Genomic DNA, 17,431 nt, shown 5'->3' with positions numbered 1-17,431 from the left:
GGGGGGGGGGGGGGGGGGGGGGGGGGGGGGGGGGGGGGGGGGGGGGGGGGGGGGGCGGGGGGGGGGGGGGGGGGGGGCGGGGGGGGCCCGCCCCCCCCCCCCCCCGAAACGGCGCCACGACAACCTGCCGGGGCCTTCGCCCCGTGCCTCGATGAATGTGGGGGAACCCAAGATGACCACCAAGACTCCGCAGCCCGGTGAGCCCGGCCGCACCATTCCCGTCGGCCCGGCCGGCCCGGCCGGCCCGGCCGGATCCGTCGGCTGGGGCCCCGTGCCGCCCCAGCCCGTGAAGAAGCCCTCGCGCCGCAAGACGTGGCTCACCCATGGCGCGGTGGGTCTCGTCGCCCTCGTTGTCGGTACGGGGATCGGGTCGAGTGGCGAAGGCGCGAATGCAGCGGCGAGTGACACCGCCGCGCCGAAGCCCGCCGTCACCGTCACCGCCACCAAGAACGCCGAGGCGGCGCCCGCCCCGACCGTGACGGAGAAGGTGACCGCCAAGCCGAAGAAGACCAAGGAGGCCGGCCAGGCGAGCAGCTTCGCCGGGGAGGGCGAGTACCTCGTGGGGGAGGACATCAAGGCCGGCACGTACAAGACCGCCGGTCCGGAGGGCGAGTTCGGCTGCTATTGGGAGCGGGCCAAGGACGCCAGTGGCGAGTTCGGCTCGATCATCGCCAACAACAACCTCGAGGGTCCCGGACGCGTGACGCTCAACAACGGTGAGTACTTCAAGACCAACCGTTGCCAGAAGTGGACGAAGGTCGGTTGACGGCTGTCGCTCAGCGGACCGCGAAAGGTGAAGGACCGACACTGGGGGAGGGCGGACGGACTGTGTGGTACGAAGTGGCCCAGCCGGAAGTGACGGTGTACCAGCGCCACCTGGCGCAGCTGTCAAGCCGCGACGACCAGGCCAACTTCCGGGCGCTGATGGACCAGATCCGCCGCATCACGCGCAGGTCGTACGAGACCGACCTCTACGACCACCAGCAGACGTTCCGCCTCCTCTGGCATCACCTGGAACGCACCGGGCATCTGCGGCACGTCCACAGCGAGGCCCGGGCGCGGCTCGCCTCCGGGCGGGTCGCGCCCGCGGAGCGCGCGGAGCTGGAACTGTTCCTTACCGTCTATCAGCAGGTCCGTGGCAAGTCGGACCGCACCGGTGCCTGACCTGCTGATTCATCGTCCGTCGCGCGGTCTCGACTGGTGGTCCACCGCCAGTCCTGACGGTCGTTCCTTCACATAACATCCTTGATAACCTCACGTTGTGCGTTGAGCACACACCGAGATGGGAAGCGCGCTGGGGGCGCGCACAACACCCATGCTCTCGGTTGACCGGGGTGGGATTTCACAAGTCGGCCGGCGTTCCGGCCATCAACAGCTAGTGGAGTGGTCTGTGAACCAGGGTGGGGAAGCACTGGGGGACGGCATCAAGCCAGTCGGTTCCGTGTATCAACACAGTGTCGGCCGAGTCGCTGAAGGCGTGGACGCCACCCGCGTCCGGCAGATCTTCCGGTTCCTCGCCGAGGCCGAGGAGTCCAAGGCACGGCCCGTCCGCACCCTCGACGGGGCGGCCGGGACCGTGTGGTTCGAGGAACTGCCGGACGACCCCGGCGTCGCCGTGATGCTCGACGGGGTGCTGCCCACCGACGAACCGGCCTGGCTCACCGTCGCCCGCCCGGAGCGCGAGGAAGCACCGCAGCCCAAGTCGGCGCTCGCACCCTGGATCGACGAAACCCGCATCCGCGATTTCAAGCAGCCTCGGGCACCGCATCTCAGGCGTCGCATCGAACCGGAATTCCCCGACTGGTCGCAGGGCATCCCGCTCGAGAAGACGTACCGCGAGCTCGACGAGCACCCGCGGCGCGAGAAGATCGAGAAGCTGTACGTCGCCTGGGAGCAGGAGTGGCTCGCCTGGGCCGAACGCCGCCGCGCCATCGATCCGCTGGTCAGGCTGTACGACCGGCTGCACAAGATGCACGAGGACGCCGCCAACCTCGGTGAGGCGTATGAACTCGTCCTCGGCCTTGGCCGGTTGACCTGGCAGACCGCGAGTGGCCAGCGCGTGGAACGCCACCTCGTCACCCACCGCGCCACCCTCCACCTCGACCCGAAGACCGGCTCCATCACCGCCGCCCCCGACCCGACCGGCGTCGGCCTCGAACTCGAGGAGGGCATGCTGGACGGTGCTCAGCACGTCCCCGGCCCCGTGCGGGAGAGCATCGTCGAGGTACTTGAAGACGCTTCGGACGTCACTGACCCGGAACACCTCGAGGCCGTCCACACCGCCCTCCGCAGCTGGGTCAACGCCGCCCACAGCGCGGGCAGCTACCTGCCGACCCTCGAGCGCGCCAAGCCGCGCAGCCTCGACGTGCCGCAGGTCGGCCTCACCCCCGCGCTCGTACTGCGCGAACGCAACCGCCGTAGCACCCTGGACGCCCTCAAGGCCATCGCCCGGCACGTGGACAGCGGTGTGCCCCCCACCGAACTGCTCAGCTACGTCGCGGGCCGCGACGGTGCCCTCACCGCCGCCGATCTCGCCGCTGCCGAGGACGGGACGGAGGGCGGCGACACCGGCGAGATGTACTTCGCGCTGCCCGCCAACGAGGAACAGCGCACCATCGCCGAACGACTGCGCGCCAACCGCCTGGTCGTCGTCCAGGGACCGCCCGGCACGGGCAAGACACACACCATCGCCAACCTTGTGACCGACCTGCTCGCCCAGGGCAAGCGCGTCCTCATCACCAGCCACACCCCGCGTGCCCTGCGCGTCCTGCGCGACAAGCTGCCCGAGTCGGTACGCGACCTGTGCGTGAGCCGCACGGAGGACGGCGCGGCGGCCCAGCGTGAGCTGGAGGCCTCCGTACAGAGAATCCTCAGCGAGTACGCCGGTTACGACCCGAAGGCGTCGCAGCGCGAGATCAAGAAGCTGCAGACACGGCTCGCCGCCGCCCGGACCGACCAGCAGGCCCTGTTGCGCGACCTGGCCGTCCTGCGCGAGCAGGAGACCCACCGCTTCGAGGCGGAGATCGGCGACTACAGCGGCAGCCTCCAGGAGATCGCCGAGCGCCTGACCAGGGAGGCCGGCACATACTCCTGGATCGGTCCGGTGCCGCAGGAGCAGCCCACTCTGCAGGCCGACGAGGCACTGCGCCTGGTGCACGCCACCCGCGCCTTCACGCCGCACCACCAGGCCCTCGCCGCCGAGGTGCCCGGCCCTTCCGAACTGCCGGGCACCGGCGAGTTCGAGGAGGCCGTCCGCGTGGTCCGCGCCGCCGAGGAAGCACACGCGGCGGTGCGGCAGGACCCGCTGAGCCAGCAGTACGACACCGCCGTACGCGGCCTTGGCGAAGGCGAGCAGCAGCGGATCTCGGCCGCCCTCGACGCCTTCGCCGCCGCCCGCGCCCGAGCCGCGTCCCTCGCCGCCGCGGCCGGAGAATGGGCCACCGCTCTCCTGCGTGAGGTCAGCACCGGTCAGGACTGGCAGACGCGCAGCCGACACGCAGCCGTCACCGAAACCCTCACGGCGGTCGACGGCTCACTGGCGGCGCTGCGAGGCGCGATGGTCAGCGGCCTCGAACAGTACGCCCCGGCCACGGCACTCGGTCACGCCATCGCGCTGCACGACGGCCTCCGGCAGGGGCAGAAGCTGCGTGGGCCGCTCGGCATGCGCTCCAAACTCGCCAAGGCCGTGGGCCCGTTCGTGGAGGGTGTGGCCGTCGACGGCCGCGCTCCCGAGGACGTCGACACCGCTGCCGTCGTTCTCGCCCGCGTCCAGCTCGAACTGCGCCTCGGTCAGGTGGAGTCGGATTGGGGCAGCCCCGCGGCGGCGTGGCAGGGACACGGGCCGCGTATCGCCCGACTGCGGCAGGAGTCCGAGGCGCTCGAAGCCCTCCTCGCGGTCGCCGCCGCCCGCACCGACGTACTGACTGCCGCCGCCACCTCGCCGGCTCTCACCACCGCCGAGTGGCACGATCAGGGCGTGGAGAACGCCGTACGGGCCCTGCTCCGTGCGGCGACCACGCTGCGTGCCGCCGAGCAGTCACGCCGTCTCATCAACGGCACAGAGGAACTGCTGCGCACGTGGAGCGACCGGCCCGGAGTCTCCTCAGCGGTGGAACGGGCCCTCGACGCCGTTCGCACCCGAGACACCGACGGCTACCGCGAGTTCAGCCAGGAGATCGCCGAAGTCCGGGAGGCGGCCAGGCTGCGTGCCGAGCACCACGTCGCCCTCACAAGAGTCCGGGAAGCCTTTCCGTCGCTCGCCGAGCGCATCGTCGAAACACCCCAGGACCGTGCCTGGGACGAGCGGCTGCCCGCCCTGGCCGAGGCCTGGGCCTGGTCCGCGTGGCGCGACCGCATGGAACGGCTCACCGACCCGGAGGCCGAGCGCACCCTGCGCAGGCTCCTCACCGAGGCCGACGACGAGGCGCGCATCATGCTGGCGAGGCTCGCCGCGGCCCGCGCCTGGCACCGCTGCCTGGGCCTGCTCACGGGCGACCAGTCGCGTGCGCTCAGCGCCTACCAGCAGGCTGCCCGCCGTATCAAGGGCAAGTATCAGCACCGCTACCGTCGCGACGCCCAGGCTGCGCTCCGCAAGGCGCAGACCGCGGTACCCGCCTGGATCATGCCGCTGCACCAGGTCGCCGAGACCGTGCCGATGGACCAACCCGGCATCTTCGATGTCGTCATCGTCGACGAGGCCAGCCAGTCCGGTCTGGAGGCCATGCTGCTCAGCTGGCTCGCCGACCGGATGGTCGTCGTCGGTGACAGCAAGCAGGTCAGCCCCTCCAACGTCGGTCTCAAGCAGGACGAGTACTTCCACCTCCGGGACAGGCTGCTCACCGGTCTCGAGGTCGACGTACGCAGCCTCTTCGGCCCCGAGTCCAGTTTCTTCGACCTCACCGAGGCGCTCTCGGCGGGACGCGGCACGCTCATGCTCAAGGAGCACTTCCGATGCATGCCGGAGATCATCTCCTTCTCGAACGAGCTCTGCTACAACGGCCGACTGCAGCCGCTGCGCCAGTACGGCGCCGATCGTCTGCCGCCGGTGCGCACGGTCCCCGTCCAGAACGGTGAGGCCGTCGGGGCCAACAGCCGTCTGGTCAACCTGCCCGAGGCCGAAGCGCTCGTCGACGCCGTCGTGCGCTGCTGCGCCGACCCGGCGTACGAGGGCAAGACCATGGGCGTCATCAGCCTGCGCGGCAGCAAGGCGCACCTCGACACACTGGAGAACCTGCTCGCCGAACGTCTCGACTACGAGCAGCGGGAGCAGCGCCGCATCCGGGTCGGGGACGCCGAGGACTTCCAGGGCGACGAGCGCCACGTCATGTTCATCTCGTGCGTCAACTCGGCGACCACGGCTGCCGGTACGGTGCCCGGAGGCTTCAACGGAAAGACGTACGAACAGCGCCTGAACGTCGCCGCCTCCCGTGCCAAGGACCAGGTGTGGGTGTTCCACAGCGCGCGCACCGAGCAGTTCCACGAGAACGACCTGCGCCGCCAGTGGCTCGACCACCTCACCCGGCCCACGGAGGAGGAGACCGCTTCGGTCGAGGGCGAGGTGCTGCCGGACGTACGACACGAGGCGTTCGACAGCCTCTTCCAGCAGCAGGTGTACCTGGAGCTGACCAGCCGCGACTACCGTGTACGCCCCGGATACCGGGTCGGCCGGCACTCCATCGACCTGGTGGTGGAGGGCGGGACCCGCAGGCTCGCTGTGGCGTGCGACGGCGACGCCTTCGCCGAGGGCGAGGACGCCTCGACGGCGGCCGCCAGGCAGCGGGATCTGGAGCGGGTCGACTGGACGTTCGTACGCATCCGGGGCAGCCGTTTCCACCTGGACCGGGATCAGGCCCTGGCGCCTCTGTGGGCGGAACTGGAGCGGCTGGGGATCGAGCCGGCCACCGAGGAGCCGGAGACGGGGACGGTGTCGCCCGGGCAGGACCGGTCCGAGTCCCACTCGGAGGCGGTCCTCGAGCCCGCACAGGCGCAGTCACAGTCCGAAGGCGGGTCCCTGAGGAGTGGCACGTCGGAGGACGAGGGCCCGCGGGCCGCACGTCCCACCTCCGACGTTCCTCGCTCCCGGGTATCCGAACCGGTGCTGTTCAGCACTACAGAGACACGTCCGGAGCCCGCGCCGACCCCTGTGCGACGGGCACCGGCTCCTCCCACGCCACAACCCGCACCTGTACGCCGAGCACCTGCGGCCGCTCCCGCCCGCCCGTCGGCGGAGGCACGCGCCGCCGCGAAGCGCACCCCGTCCGCCGCACCACAGGTCGCCCACGGGCAGCAGGTGTCTGGCCCCGTCCCGGGCCCGATCCCCGTACGGGAGATTCCCGCCGCGGCCTTCCAGCGTGTGGTCCGTGAGATGCAGGGACTGCAGGCCGCCGTCGACGCCGCAGACCCGACACCCGACGGCATCGACGCCGCGAACCTCGTCTTCCTCCGGAAGACCCAGGCCGACCAGCGTGAGCGTCGTACGAAGCGTCTCGCGTTCCTGCGTGCCTTCCTGGACGCCGTTGCTGTCCGCAGGGACGCCGTGGCACCCGAGATGGTGACTCCTGGTGCGCTGCTCGTCCTCGAATTCGACGGCCAGGTCGACGGGGACACCGTGTACACGGTTGCCGAACTGCCCACGGACGGCGCGGACGTCGTGTCCCCGTCCTCCCCGCTGGGGAACGCGCTGATGTGGCAGCCGGAGGGACGGGAGATCTCCTACAGCCCGTCCGAGGGCAGGACGAGCAAGGTGGTCATCCGGGAGATCCGGGCCTGAGCATCCGGGCTGAGAGGCCCGAACAAATCCTGGGTCGCGCTCACCCGAAACCGGGCGGGCGCGGCCCGGCGTCTCACTTCATCCGGCGACGGGATCCAGCATCCGGCTCCGGTCGCCACTCCACGAGACCGCCAGCGCATCGCGGGCTCGCGTGCACGCGACGAACAGCAGGCAGTGCTCGGCCAGCAGGTCCGACTCGTGCTGCACGGGATCAACCGCCACCGGCGTCACCTGCGGGGCGAACGGCAGCACATCGGACGTCACACCGACAACTGCCACGCAGCGGAACTCCAGCCCCTTCATGCCGTGCATCGTGGCCACCCGTACGCCCGACACCTCCGGGCCCGGATCGTCCTTGACCGCGACCGCCGCGATGCCCTCCTTCCGCAGCCGTGTGATCACAGAATCGACCAGCGTGTTGAAACGGGCGCACACCGCGATCTCGGACGGCTTCACCCCGTCCTGCTCGGCCCAGATCCGGATCTGTTCGACCAGCGCCCTCAGCTCCTCGTCCCGGTTGCCGTACCCGCGGGCCGACGGCACGCGCCCGTGCAGCTGGGAGCGGTAGCCGCGCAGCGAATCCCTGTCGGCGCCATCGTCGTAGTCCTCGCCGAGCCGACCGACCGGCTGTCCGTTCAGCAGGGAGGCCGACCAACGCAGGATCTCCTCCGTGCTGCGGTAGTTCAGACGCAGTCGCGACGTGCGCCCCCGCACATGGATGCCCAGGGAGCGCAGGGAGACCCGGGAGTCGTAGATGCGTTGGTGGGGATCGCCGACGAGGAAGATGTCGTCCGACTGCGGCGCCACGCACGCGCGCAGTACCCGCCACTGCGCCGGGTGCAGGTCCTGGGCCTCGTCGACGACGATGTGCCGGTAGCGCGGACTGCCGTCCGCAAGGAGGCGTGCGGCCTGGTCGCACAGCTGCGTGTACGTGGCCGAGTCACGTGAGGCGAGATCGGCCTGGAAGCGCTGCATCACTCGCCACAGGCGCGCCCGCTGCACCCGCCCGAGCTGTGTGCCGCGCCCTCGCCGCACACATCCCAGATACTCCTCCACCGTCCGCAGCCCCTGAGCCAGCACCACATTGCGGAACTCCTGCGACAGAAACTGTTCCGCCCAAGGCAGGTCTCCGCCTGCCCTTGCGCGAGTCCACGCGCTCTTTTCGGCAGCCGCCGAGAGTGGCTTAGGCGTGCTGCCCCGTGCCTCCCGAACGACCCGGGCGGCGACCGAGTCCACCGTCGTCACGTCGACGCGCTCGAGAAGGTGTGCGTCCGCTTCGCCGAGCAGCAGCGCCAGATTGTCCCGCAGTGCAGCCGCCATCGCGTTCGTAAAGGTGGTGAGCAGGATCCGGTCGCCCTCGCGCCCGGTGCGCAGCAGATGGCGTACGCGGTGCAGGGCGACCACCGTCTTGCCGGTGCCGGGACCACCCGTGACCTGCGCTGCGCCGTTGAAGCCGGGATGGTAGGCGTGGCGCCGCTGTGCGGGGTGCAGGAAGATCCGCCAGCGGGCGAGATCTTCGCTGAGGATGCGCTCCAGCTCGCCGGGCCCGGTGACCTCCACGATGCGGTTCGGCGTGTTCTGGATCGCCTCGGCGAGGGTGACTTCGGGCCGTTCGTCGGCCGTCCGCACCGTCTGCCCGCGCGGGGCGATCAGCTGCTCCCACACGTCCTCGGCGGAGTATCCGGCCGCCAGGTACTCCAGCACCTCGTACTGGTCGGCGGGCATCATCGGCGGCGCCATGACGGTCAAGTCGTCCGCGGTGACACAGATCCGGGCCAGGCGCCGCACCTGTTCGTCGATGCCGAGGTCGCGCAGCACGGTGTCGGAGTGCTGCTCGAAGAGACGGGCGGGAGTTGCGTCCCCCTGCAGTTCGAGGAACGTCTCCATCTGCTCCAGGGCCTCGACGTTGCGCACTTCGAGCCCGCCTGTGGCACCGTTGACCGAGTACACCCGCTTGCGGGCCCAGTTGATCGCCTCGTCGTGCGGCGCGACGCGGAGCAGCGTGTACAGCTCGCTGCCGTCGTCGGGAGCCAACAGAACACCCCGGTAGAACTTCGTGATCCGTATCGTCCGTATCCGAGAGTCCCGCGCCTGCTCCAGCTTCTCCAGATGCATGCCCTTGCTGGCATGGAGCTGATGAACACTCATGCTCCGGAACATCTGGATGGCGTCGTTGACCTCCTTCTGCACGGGTCTCTGCAGCGAGATCAAGTCCGCGACGAAGTCGTCGGAGAGGGCGAGTCGGGGCATTGGTGTCCTTGGGGCATGCGGTGGCAGGCGTGGTTGGGCAACCTCCTCAGACTATGGCTCTCCGACCGCTTGCGGAGGTCAGAGGACCTGTCTGCCCGATCCAGCTACGACGGAGACGTCTACGTCAGGTATGGGAGCGCCCGACTTTCGGTCGGTGCCTGACGTTCCGGTCGGCTGGGGCGCGGTGAACGAGAATGGCCCAGCCACACGCATGGACCTTCCCGGCTGCGCAGCCAGGAAGGTCCCGTCAGCCGCACAGCAGCAATCTGAACAGCGGTAACTGACGTACAGAGGTCCAGGAGACCGCGGTTGGGCCCATGATTCTGTCCAAGGTCGGCGCCGCCCTGCCGAACGCCCGACCACCCCTCGTCACCGCTCCGATGCGCAACACCAATTCGTGTCAGGGACATTGACTCCGCATTGGAAACGTTTTAATTTCCTCTCGCTCCGAGTCACGCGAAGAGGGGGACCGGTGGACGTCGCGTTGCACGAACGCAGAGATCAGCGAGCAGAGGAGCCTTCGAAGGCTCCTGCGAAGCCCGCTCGACCGGCACGAAAACGTTTTAACGGTGGGGCGTTGGCCCTGCTCATGTTGCCCGGTCTGGCCTACTTCCTGCTCTTCCACTACGGGGCCCTCGTCGGCAACGTCATCGCCTTCAAGGACTACGTCCCCTTCGACGGCATGTGGGGCAGCCAGTGGACGGGGCTCGCCAACTTCCAGCGGATGTTCAGCGACAGCGAGTTCTGGGCCGCCGTCCTCAACACGCTCTGGATCTCGGTCCTGCAGCTCGTCTTCTACTTCCCCGTGCCGCTCGCACTCGCCGTCCTCCTGCACAGCCTCACCTGGAGCACGGTCCGGCGGTTCGTGCAGTCGGTCGCGTATCTGCCGCACTTCATCTCGTGGGTGATCGTCGTCGCCCTCTTCCAGCAGGTTCTCGGCGACACCGGCCTGGTCAACGGCTATCTCGGTGACGCGGGGCTGCACAGCGTCGACATCATCGGCAACCCCGACGCGTTCAAGCCGCTCGTCGTCGCCCAGGTGATCTGGAAGGACGCCGGCTGGGGCACGATCATCTTCCTCGCCGCGCTCTCCCAGGTGGACGAGCAGCAGTACGAGGCCGCCGCCATCGACGGCGCGGGGCCCTGGCGGCGCTTCTGGCACGTCACGTTGCCGGCCATCCGCCCCGTCGTCGTCCTTCTGCTGATCATGCGGCTCGGCGACATCCTCTCCGTCGGCTTCGAGCAGATGCTGCTGCAGCGCGACGCCGTCGGCCCAGAGGCCGCGGAGATCATCGACACCTTCGTGTACTACCAGGGCATTGTCGGCGGCGACTACGGATTCGCCGCTGCCGCGGGCCTGTTCAAGGGCGTCATCGGAGCGCTCCTCGTCTTCGCGGCCAACAAGGTCGCCCACCGCCTCGGCGAACAGGGGGTCTACAGGTGATGTCGACGCATGTAACAAGAGCGATCCCGGCCACACGACAGACCCGCGCTACAGGAGCGAGCTACCCGACACGACCCGCCTGGATGGAGAAGCCCCGTCCCGTCACCCAGGCCGGCAAGGCCCTGGCGCTCATCGCCGTCGTCCTGCTCGTCTGCGTGCCCTTCCTCGTCATCCTCTCGACGTCCCTCGCCTCGACCGACGAGGTCGTCGCGAACGGCGGCTGGGTGCTGTGGCCCGAGGAGCCCACCCTCAAGGCGTACCGGGACATCCTCGACGGCGGCATAGTCACCCACGCCCTCGCTGTCAGCGCCGGCGTGACCGTCATCGGGACACTGCTCAGCCTCGCCTGCACCATCGGACTCGCCTACGCCCTGTCGCGCCCCGGGACCTTCGGCCGCAAGCCCGTCCTGCTGCTCGTCCTCTTCACGTTCCTGTTCCCGCCCGGCATGATCCCCAGTTTTCTGCTGGTCAAGGGGCTCGGCCTGCTGGACTCCTACGCCTCCCTCGTCCTCCCCGTACTGATCAACGTCTTCAACCTGGTGGTCCTGCGGGGCTTCTTCCAGTCGGTTCCCGAGGAGTTGTACGAGGCGGCGCGGCTCGACGGCGCCGGGGAGTGGCGGGTGCTCGTGTCGATCGTGCTCCCGCTGTCCAAGGCGGCGCTCGCCGTCGTCGGGCTGTTCTACGCGGTGGCGTACTGGAACTCCTGGTTCTACGCCTCGCTCTACCTGGAGAGCGACCACTGGCCGCTCCAGCAGGTGCTCCGCACCTATGTCGTGGCCGGGTCCGGACTCACCGACATCACCACCGGCGAGGGCACGGTCACCGCGCCGCAGACCGTGCAGATGGCGGTGCTCGTGATCGCCACCGTGCCGATCCTGCTCCTCTACCCCTTCCTCCAGAAGTACTTCACCAAGGGCGTCCTCACCGGCGCCATCAAGAGCTAGTCAGCACAGCTCAGCCAGTCGGCACAGCTCGTGCAGCACAGCTCAGTCAGTCAGCGCGACCCATCCACCAAGCCAGTCCCCAACACCCGGGAGTCCCGCATGTCCGGTTCCTCAATGTCGAGGCGCACCCTCCTGCGGTCCATCGCCGTCGGCGGCGCCGCACTCGCCGCCCCCTCCGTCCTGACGGCCTGTTCCTCCTCCGACTCGGGCGGCGGCGGAGTCTCCAACGCCGGCAAGAAGTTGGCGCCCTGGCCCTCCTACGTCCCGTTCTCCGGGCCGACGCCCGATCTCGCGCCCACCGAGCAGGGCGTCCAGGCCGGATACACCGCATACCCGTCCGACCTGGTGAAGTCGGTCGCCGACACCCCGGGCGACGGCTCCACGATCAAGGTCATGTCGGTGTCCTTCGGTACGCCGCCCAAGGCCGCCTCGTCGAACAAGTTCTGGCAGGCCGTGGAGAAGGCGCTCGGCGTGAAGATCGACTACACGGTCATCTCGCAGACCGACTACCAGAAGAAGATGGCCACCGTGATGACGGGCGAGGCGGGCGAACTCCCCGACATCATCAACATCTTCTCCGGGTTCACGCTGCCCCGCGAGGCGCAGTTCGTGCAGCGCCGCGCCGAGGACCTCACCCCATACCTCTCGGGCGACGCGGCCAAGGACTACCCGAACCTCGCGAACATCCCCACCCACGCCTGGCGTGACATGGGCCGGATCGGCGGGCGTATCTACGGCATCCCGCTGGAGCGTCCGCTGCCCGGCTCCACGCTCTGGCTCAACCAGGACTACTTCGAGGCCGCCGGGATGAAGGTGGGGGAGGGCTGGACGTCGCAGGAGTTCGCCGCGGTCGCGAAGAAGGGGACGAGCGGCAAGAAGTACGCGCTCGGGGCCGCCGTCGGGTCGCTCTTCGGCAACGCCGTGCACTCCGCCGCCCACGGTGCTCCGCAGGGCTGGGCCGTCGACAAGGATGGCGCCTTCCTGTCGGGTGCCGCCGACGAGCGCTACAAGGAGGCCATCGCCTACCAGCTCCAGCTGCGCAAGGCGGGCTCCTACCACCCCGACGCCACCTCGATCTCGCAGCCCGACCTCTACGCCCTCTACCTCGGCGGGAGCGTGGGCTCGATGCAGGACGGCTTCGGCGCCTACCTGCCCAAGTACCTCGACTCGGAAGGCAAGTTCACGCCCGCCGCCGCCCTCCCGTACAGCGTGGGCGGCACCCCCGGCGGCAGCGTCGCGGCCCGCCGCTCCTTCGGCTACACCGTGCTGAAGAAGGCCAAGAAGGAACGCATCCAGCTGCTGCTGCGCATCCTCGACTACCTCGCCGCGCCCTTCGGCTCGGAGGAGTGGGAGCTCGTGCACTACGGCGTCGAAGGCACCCACTTCACCCGCGGCAAGGACGGCTCGCCCGTACCCAACGACCTCGGCAAGATCGAGAACAACACCAACCTGCCGCTGAAGTACCTCGCCGAAGGACCCCAGGTGCTGTTCGTGCCGAACATGCCCGACGCCGTACGCGCCGTGCACGCCTGGCAGCAGAAGGTGGTGCCCGTCGCCATCCGCAACGCGTCCTACGGGCTGCAGTCCGAGACGCAGACCGCGCAGGGAACCACCCTCAAGGCCCTGCTCGACGACACCGTCACCGGCATCATCGCCGGCCGCACCCCGCTGTCCGAGTGGGACGCGACGGTGAAGAAGTGGCGCAGCCGGGGTGGCGACAGAATTGCCGAGGAGCTGGCCAAGGACTACGCCGCCAACCACTGATCAGCGACCGGGAAACCACTGACGGGGGCGGCACGAAGGAGAGCGGACGGGGATGGGGAAGAACACGGGGGCCGAGGCCGCCGGTCAGGGACGTCGGGTGACCATCAGGGAGGTCGCCGACCGCGCGGGGGTGTCCATCGCGACGGTCTCGCGCGTCCTGAGCGGCAACTACGAGACCCCGGCGGCCACCAGGGCCCGTGTGCTGCGGGCGGCCCGCGAGCTCGACTATGTGGCAAACGCGCACGCACGGGCCCTGGTCGGGGCCGGACGCAAGATGGTCGCCGTGGTCGTACGGCAGGTGACCAGCCCCTTCTACGCGCAGGTCGCCGAAGGGGTCGAAGCCGAGGCGGCCGCCCACGGGTGGCTCTGCCTGGTCGCCGCCACCGGCGGTGACGCACAGCGGGAGCTGGAGATCGTGCAGCTCATGCGAGAGGAGGGGGCCAGGCTGGTCGTCCTCGTCGGCGGCGTCGTCGAGGACGAGGCGTACCGGGAACGGGTGGCGCACTACGCGCAGGCACTGGACGCGTCCGGGGCGCGCCTGGTGCTGTGCGGCCGCCCGGCCCCCGTGCCCGATATCCCCGCTCTGGTCGTGGAGTTCGACAATGAGGCGGGGGCCCACGCGATCACCTCGCACCTGCTGTCAGCCGGGCACCGCCGCATCCTGTTCGTCGGGGCACTGCCCGGCAACACCGCGCTGGACGCCCGCGTCGCCGGATATCGCGCGGCGCTCGCCGAGCACGGACTGCCCCCCGAGGCAGCCCACGTCGTCGACTGCGGCCTCGGCCGGTCCGCCGGACTGCGGGCCATGACCGCCCTACTCAAGGAGAGCGGCGGCGCCCCGGACTTCACCGCCGTCTTCGCCGGCGACGACATGGTCGCCGCCGGTGTGCTGCGGGCCGTCGCCGACGCGGGACTGCGCGTGCCCGAGGACATCTCCGTCGTCGGCTACAACGACATCCCGCTCGCCGAGGACTTCGACCCGCCCCTCACCACCGTCCGCACCCCCGCCGAGGAACTCGGCAGGTCCGCCGTACGGCTGGCCCTGCGCGACCCCGAGCACGCAGCCGGCACCCACCACCTGCTCGGCACCCACATCGTCGTACGCGACAGCGTCCAGCCGCCCCCGCCGGGGCCCGCCCCCGCCCTGCCCGACGGAGGATCTCCCACCGCATGACCGCACCTCGTCTCCCTATGACCGCACCTCGTCTGTTCCTCCCGCGCGACGCCATGCCCAACCTGCCGGACCTCCCGCCCGAGGACCGCCTCCGCTCGCCCGTCACCGGCTGGACCCGCGCGCACTGGGAGACCGTCGCCGACCGACTCCTCGACGCCCTCGTCCCGTACGCCACACCCGGCTACGCCCAGTACCGGCTGCCCGGACGGGCCAGCCACTCCGGCCCGCTCTCCGACGGCCTCGAGGGCTACGCCCGCTCCTTCCTGCTCGCCGCCTTCCGCATCGCCGGCGCGGGCGGCCAGGTCGACCCGTCGCTCATCGAGCGATACGCCGCCGGCCTTGCCGCGGGCACCGATCCCCACGGCCCCGAGGCATGGCCGCCCATCGAGGACCGAGCCCAGCCGATGGTCGAGGCCGCGTCCATCGCCATCGCCCTGCACGAGACCCGCCCCTGGCTCTGGGACCGGCTGGACGACGCGGTACGCGCACGCGTCGCCGACTGGCTCGGCGGATTCGTCGGCAAGCAGACGAACGACTCCAACTGGCGCCTGTTCCAGGTCGTCACCGAGGAGTTCCTCGCCTCCGTCGGGGCCCCGCACTCCCGCGCGGAGATCGATGGCGGGCTCGACCGGATCGAGGACTGGTACCGGGGCGGCGGCTGGTACAGCGACGGCGACGGGCGGAAGTTCGACTACTACAACGGCTGGGCGATGCACCTGTACCCGCTCCTGTGGGCACGCATCGCGGGCCCACGCGCGGACCCGTCACGTGTCGCGACCTACCGCGCCCGCCTACGCGAATTCCTCGCCACCCACCAGTACTTCTTCGGCTCCGACGGCGCACCCGTCCACCAGGGCCGCTCCCTCACCTACCGCTTCGCCACAGCAGCACCCCTGTGGGCGGGCGCCCTCGCCGACGCCACACCACTGCCCCCCGGCCGCACCCGCCGCATCGCCTCCGGCGCGCTCCGCCACTTCGCCGAGCGCGGCGTCCCCGACGAGCGCGGGCTGCTGACGCTCGGCTGGTACGGGGAGTTCGAGCCGGTCACGCAGCGGTACTCGGGGCCCGCCTCGCCGTACTGGGCGAGCAAGGCGTTCCTCGGCCTGCTGCTGCCCGAAGACCATCCCGCGTGGACGGCCGTCGAGGAGCCGAGCCCGGTCGACACCGCCGACGCGTGCCTGGCCCTGCCCGAACCGGGCTGGCTGCTGCACTCCACGGCCGCCGACGGGATCGTACGGCTGGTCAACCACGGCAGCGACCGCCTGCGCCCCTTGCCGGCCAAGGCCGAGGACAACCCGCACTACGCGAAGTTCGGGTACGCGACGGCGGCCGCACCGGACGCGGGAGACGCGGCATGGGCCGCGGGCGTCGACAACCACATCGCGCTCATCGACGCGGACGGCACCGCTTCCCGTCGCGGCCGCATCCACCCGCTGGGGGCCGCAGGGCGGCGCGCCGCCTCGTGGCACGCTCCCGCCGAAGGCAGCCGTATCGAGACGACGAGCGTGGTGCACGGGCCCTGGGAGGTGCGCGTGCACCACGTCCAAGGGGCGACGGGTGCGGGCATTCGCGAGGGCGGATGGGCGCTGGCGGACGACGAACCGCCTATCACAGCTTCGGGTCCCGGCTGGGGCCTGGCGCGCAGGGCGGACGGCCTGACGAGCGCGATCGTCGGCCTGCACGGCTGGGACGCGGCCACGAGCGCGGTCGCCCACGAGACGGACGCGAACGCCTGCGGGCGCCACTCGGCGACCCCGTATCTGACCCTGCCCGATCTCGCGGACGGCAGCGGGCTGTTGGTCACCTTGGTGGTGCTGACGGGTGACGACACCGACGGGCCATGCACCGCCGAGTCACTGCGAGCCGCAGTGACCGCGCAGGTCACGGAAGACGACGTCGATCGTGCTGTTGTCGTCGTGCGCTTCGGCGACGGGACCGAGGAGGAGGTGGTGGTACAGGGGCCGACCGGGAATCGAGATCTGTCATGAGCACAACTCTGCCCTGAGTCGATCCCGCCCCACTGGGGCGTGAAGCAGGAAGGTTGTCACCCATGGCGCTCGAGCCGCACGAAAGACCAAGACCGAAGTCACATGACCTGGCACTTCCGCGCACGGGGCCGGGGGCGGTCAAGAACTCCGTTTCCCCCGGCGCGTCTTGGCGATGCGGCGCCATAGTCCGCCTCTCTCGGCACCGGTCGGCAGAGCCTGGGCGAGTTCGGTCAGCGCCGCGGCCTCCTCGGAATTCTCACCGATACGCGGCCGTCAGTGCCGCCGCCTGCGCGTGGATTTCGCGCGCCGCCTCGGTCCGCCCGACGGCGACGAGCGCGAGCCCGAGCCGTGCGAGGGCGTCGCACAGGGCATGCTCGTGCGCGACGGGGTCCTCGGCCGCGAGCCTCCGGAAGACCTCGACGCCATCCTCGGCCTGTTCGACGGCTTCTTCGAGGCTGCCGGCCTTCCGCTGCCGCGTGCTGAGATGGATCAGCGGATCGGCGAAGTCCTTCTCAAAGGCACCGGGTGCCGACTGGGCCTGCTGTCTGCGGATCTCCAAGGCTTCCTGCGCGGGGGCCACCGCATCCGCGTGGCGCCCGAAGTCCGCGAGCGCAAGGCTGAGATTGTGCAGGGCTCCCGCAAGCTCCACATCGCGATCCGTGAGGTCGCCGTCCTCGGTCCAGCGGCGACCGATGGTGATGGCCTCCTCGGCGGCCACCCAGCAGCTTTTCCGGATCGCTGTCCTGATTGGCCAAGTTGGCGAGGAAACGCCCCAGTTCAGGCTCGAGAGAACAACTGGTCGCTCGACTACGGCCTTTTGCGTGAGGAGGAGCCTTGAGACTCGGCCTGCACCGACGGCGTCCCACGAAGTGGTGCAACGAGGATCCTCCCATCGGCCCGGGCAGGAGGCATCACCCACCAGACCCCTACGCGGGCAGGCACCTGCTGAGGCACAGCTGGCAGCGTGCGCTCCCGCTGCGGTCGCACTGGCCGCTGCTCCACCGCATGCCTGACGGCACCCATCGGATGCAGACCGCTGACGGGACCGACGCATCAGACGGACCGGGCGAGGCTTGATCAACGCCGCAGGACTTGCGG

10 protein-coding genes are annotated in these 17,431 nt (G+C 70.1%); 8 read left to right on the top strand and 2 right to left on the bottom strand.

The window, feature by feature from the left end; translation table 11 throughout:
- Positions 1-172 precede the first annotated feature (172 nt).
- The 3 genes from ABT009_RS38315 (at position 173) to ABT009_RS38305 (ending at position 6,769) form a co-directional block, all read left to right on the top strand.
- Entirely contained in the window at positions 173-766 is a 594-nt protein-coding gene (locus tag ABT009_RS38315; protein ID WP_351305765.1) for an Rv1352/Rv1906c domain-containing protein, read from the top strand.
- A 74-nt stretch (positions 767-840) separates the two neighbouring features.
- Entirely contained in the window at positions 841-1,164 is a 324-nt protein-coding gene (locus tag ABT009_RS38310) for a hypothetical protein (protein WP_351305763.1), read from the top strand.
- Between the two features lie 313 nt (positions 1,165-1,477).
- Positions 1,478-6,769 carry a PDDEXK-like endonuclease domain-containing protein gene (locus ABT009_RS38305; protein ID WP_351305762.1) on the top strand — a complete coding sequence of 1,764 codons (5,292 nt, stop codon included), beginning with the start codon at positions 1,478-1,480 and terminating at the stop codon, positions 6,767-6,769.
- A gap of 78 nt (positions 6,770-6,847) precedes the next feature.
- Here ABT009_RS38305 and ABT009_RS38300 read toward each other — a convergent pair whose 3' ends face one another.
- On the bottom strand, positions 6,848-9,019 hold the full coding sequence (locus tag ABT009_RS38300; protein WP_351305760.1) for a UvrD-helicase domain-containing protein: 2,172 nt from the start codon (positions 9,017-9,019) through the stop codon (positions 6,848-6,850).
- A 589-nt stretch (positions 9,020-9,608) separates the two neighbouring features.
- Here ABT009_RS38300 and ABT009_RS38295 point away from each other — a divergent pair.
- The 5 genes from ABT009_RS38295 to ABT009_RS38275 all read left to right on the top strand — a co-directional run bounded on the left by ABT009_RS38295 (position 9,609) and on the right by ABT009_RS38275 (position 16,333).
- Entirely contained in the window at positions 9,609-10,463 is an 855-nt protein-coding gene (locus ABT009_RS38295; protein WP_351305771.1) for an ABC transporter permease, read from the top strand.
- 83 nt (positions 10,464-10,546) lie between these two features.
- On the top strand, positions 10,547-11,407 hold the full coding sequence (locus tag ABT009_RS38290; RefSeq protein WP_351305758.1) for a carbohydrate ABC transporter permease: 861 nt from the start codon (positions 10,547-10,549) through the stop codon (positions 11,405-11,407).
- A 99-nt stretch (positions 11,408-11,506) separates the two neighbouring features.
- Positions 11,507-13,171 carry a type 2 periplasmic-binding domain-containing protein gene (locus ABT009_RS38285; RefSeq protein ID WP_351305756.1) on the top strand — a complete coding sequence of 555 codons (1,665 nt, stop codon included), beginning with the start codon at positions 11,507-11,509 and terminating at the stop codon, positions 13,169-13,171.
- A gap of 52 nt (positions 13,172-13,223) precedes the next feature.
- Positions 13,224-14,345, top strand: a complete 1,122-nt coding sequence (locus tag ABT009_RS38280; RefSeq protein WP_351305754.1) for a LacI family DNA-binding transcriptional regulator — start codon at positions 13,224-13,226, stop codon at positions 14,343-14,345.
- A 17-nt stretch (positions 14,346-14,362) separates the two neighbouring features.
- Positions 14,363-16,333, top strand: a complete 1,971-nt coding sequence (locus ABT009_RS38275) for a DUF2264 domain-containing protein (RefSeq protein ID WP_351305752.1) — start codon at positions 14,363-14,365, stop codon at positions 16,331-16,333.
- A 256-nt stretch (positions 16,334-16,589) separates the two neighbouring features.
- On the opposite strand, the gene ABT009_RS38270 is transcribed toward ABT009_RS38275, so the two are convergent.
- Positions 16,590-17,051, bottom strand: coding sequence for a tetratricopeptide repeat protein (locus tag ABT009_RS38270; RefSeq protein ID WP_351305750.1), 462 nt, complete (start codon positions 17,049-17,051; stop codon positions 16,590-16,592).
- Between the last annotated feature and the right edge of the window lie 380 nt (positions 17,052-17,431).

Source organism: Streptomyces sp. NPDC002896 (assembly GCF_040295225.1).
In the GTDB taxonomy this organism is placed as follows: Bacteria; Actinomycetota; Actinomycetes; order Streptomycetales; family Streptomycetaceae; genus Streptomyces.
Note: the sequence above shows the minus strand (reverse complement) of the source record. Positions and strands in the feature narration are given on the sequence as shown.

Coding starts and splice junctions, on each gene's coding strand:
- ABT009_RS38275 (WP_351305752.1), top strand. CDS start 14,363: ATGACCGCACCTCGTCTGTTCCTCCCGCGCGACGCCATGCCCAACCTG.
- ABT009_RS38290 (WP_351305758.1), top strand. CDS start 10,547: ATGGAGAAGCCCCGTCCCGTCACCCAGGCCGGCAAGGCCCTGGCGCTC.
- ABT009_RS38300 (WP_351305760.1), bottom strand. CDS start 9,019: ATGCCCCGACTCGCCCTCTCCGACGACTTCGTCGCGGACTTGATCTCG.
- ABT009_RS38285 (WP_351305756.1), top strand. CDS start 11,507: ATGTCCGGTTCCTCAATGTCGAGGCGCACCCTCCTGCGGTCCATCGCC.
- ABT009_RS38315 (WP_351305765.1), top strand. CDS start 173: ATGACCACCAAGACTCCGCAGCCCGGTGAGCCCGGCCGCACCATTCCC.
- ABT009_RS38295 (WP_351305771.1), top strand. CDS start 9,609: ATGTTGCCCGGTCTGGCCTACTTCCTGCTCTTCCACTACGGGGCCCTC.
- ABT009_RS38280 (WP_351305754.1), top strand. CDS start 13,224: ATGGGGAAGAACACGGGGGCCGAGGCCGCCGGTCAGGGACGTCGGGTG.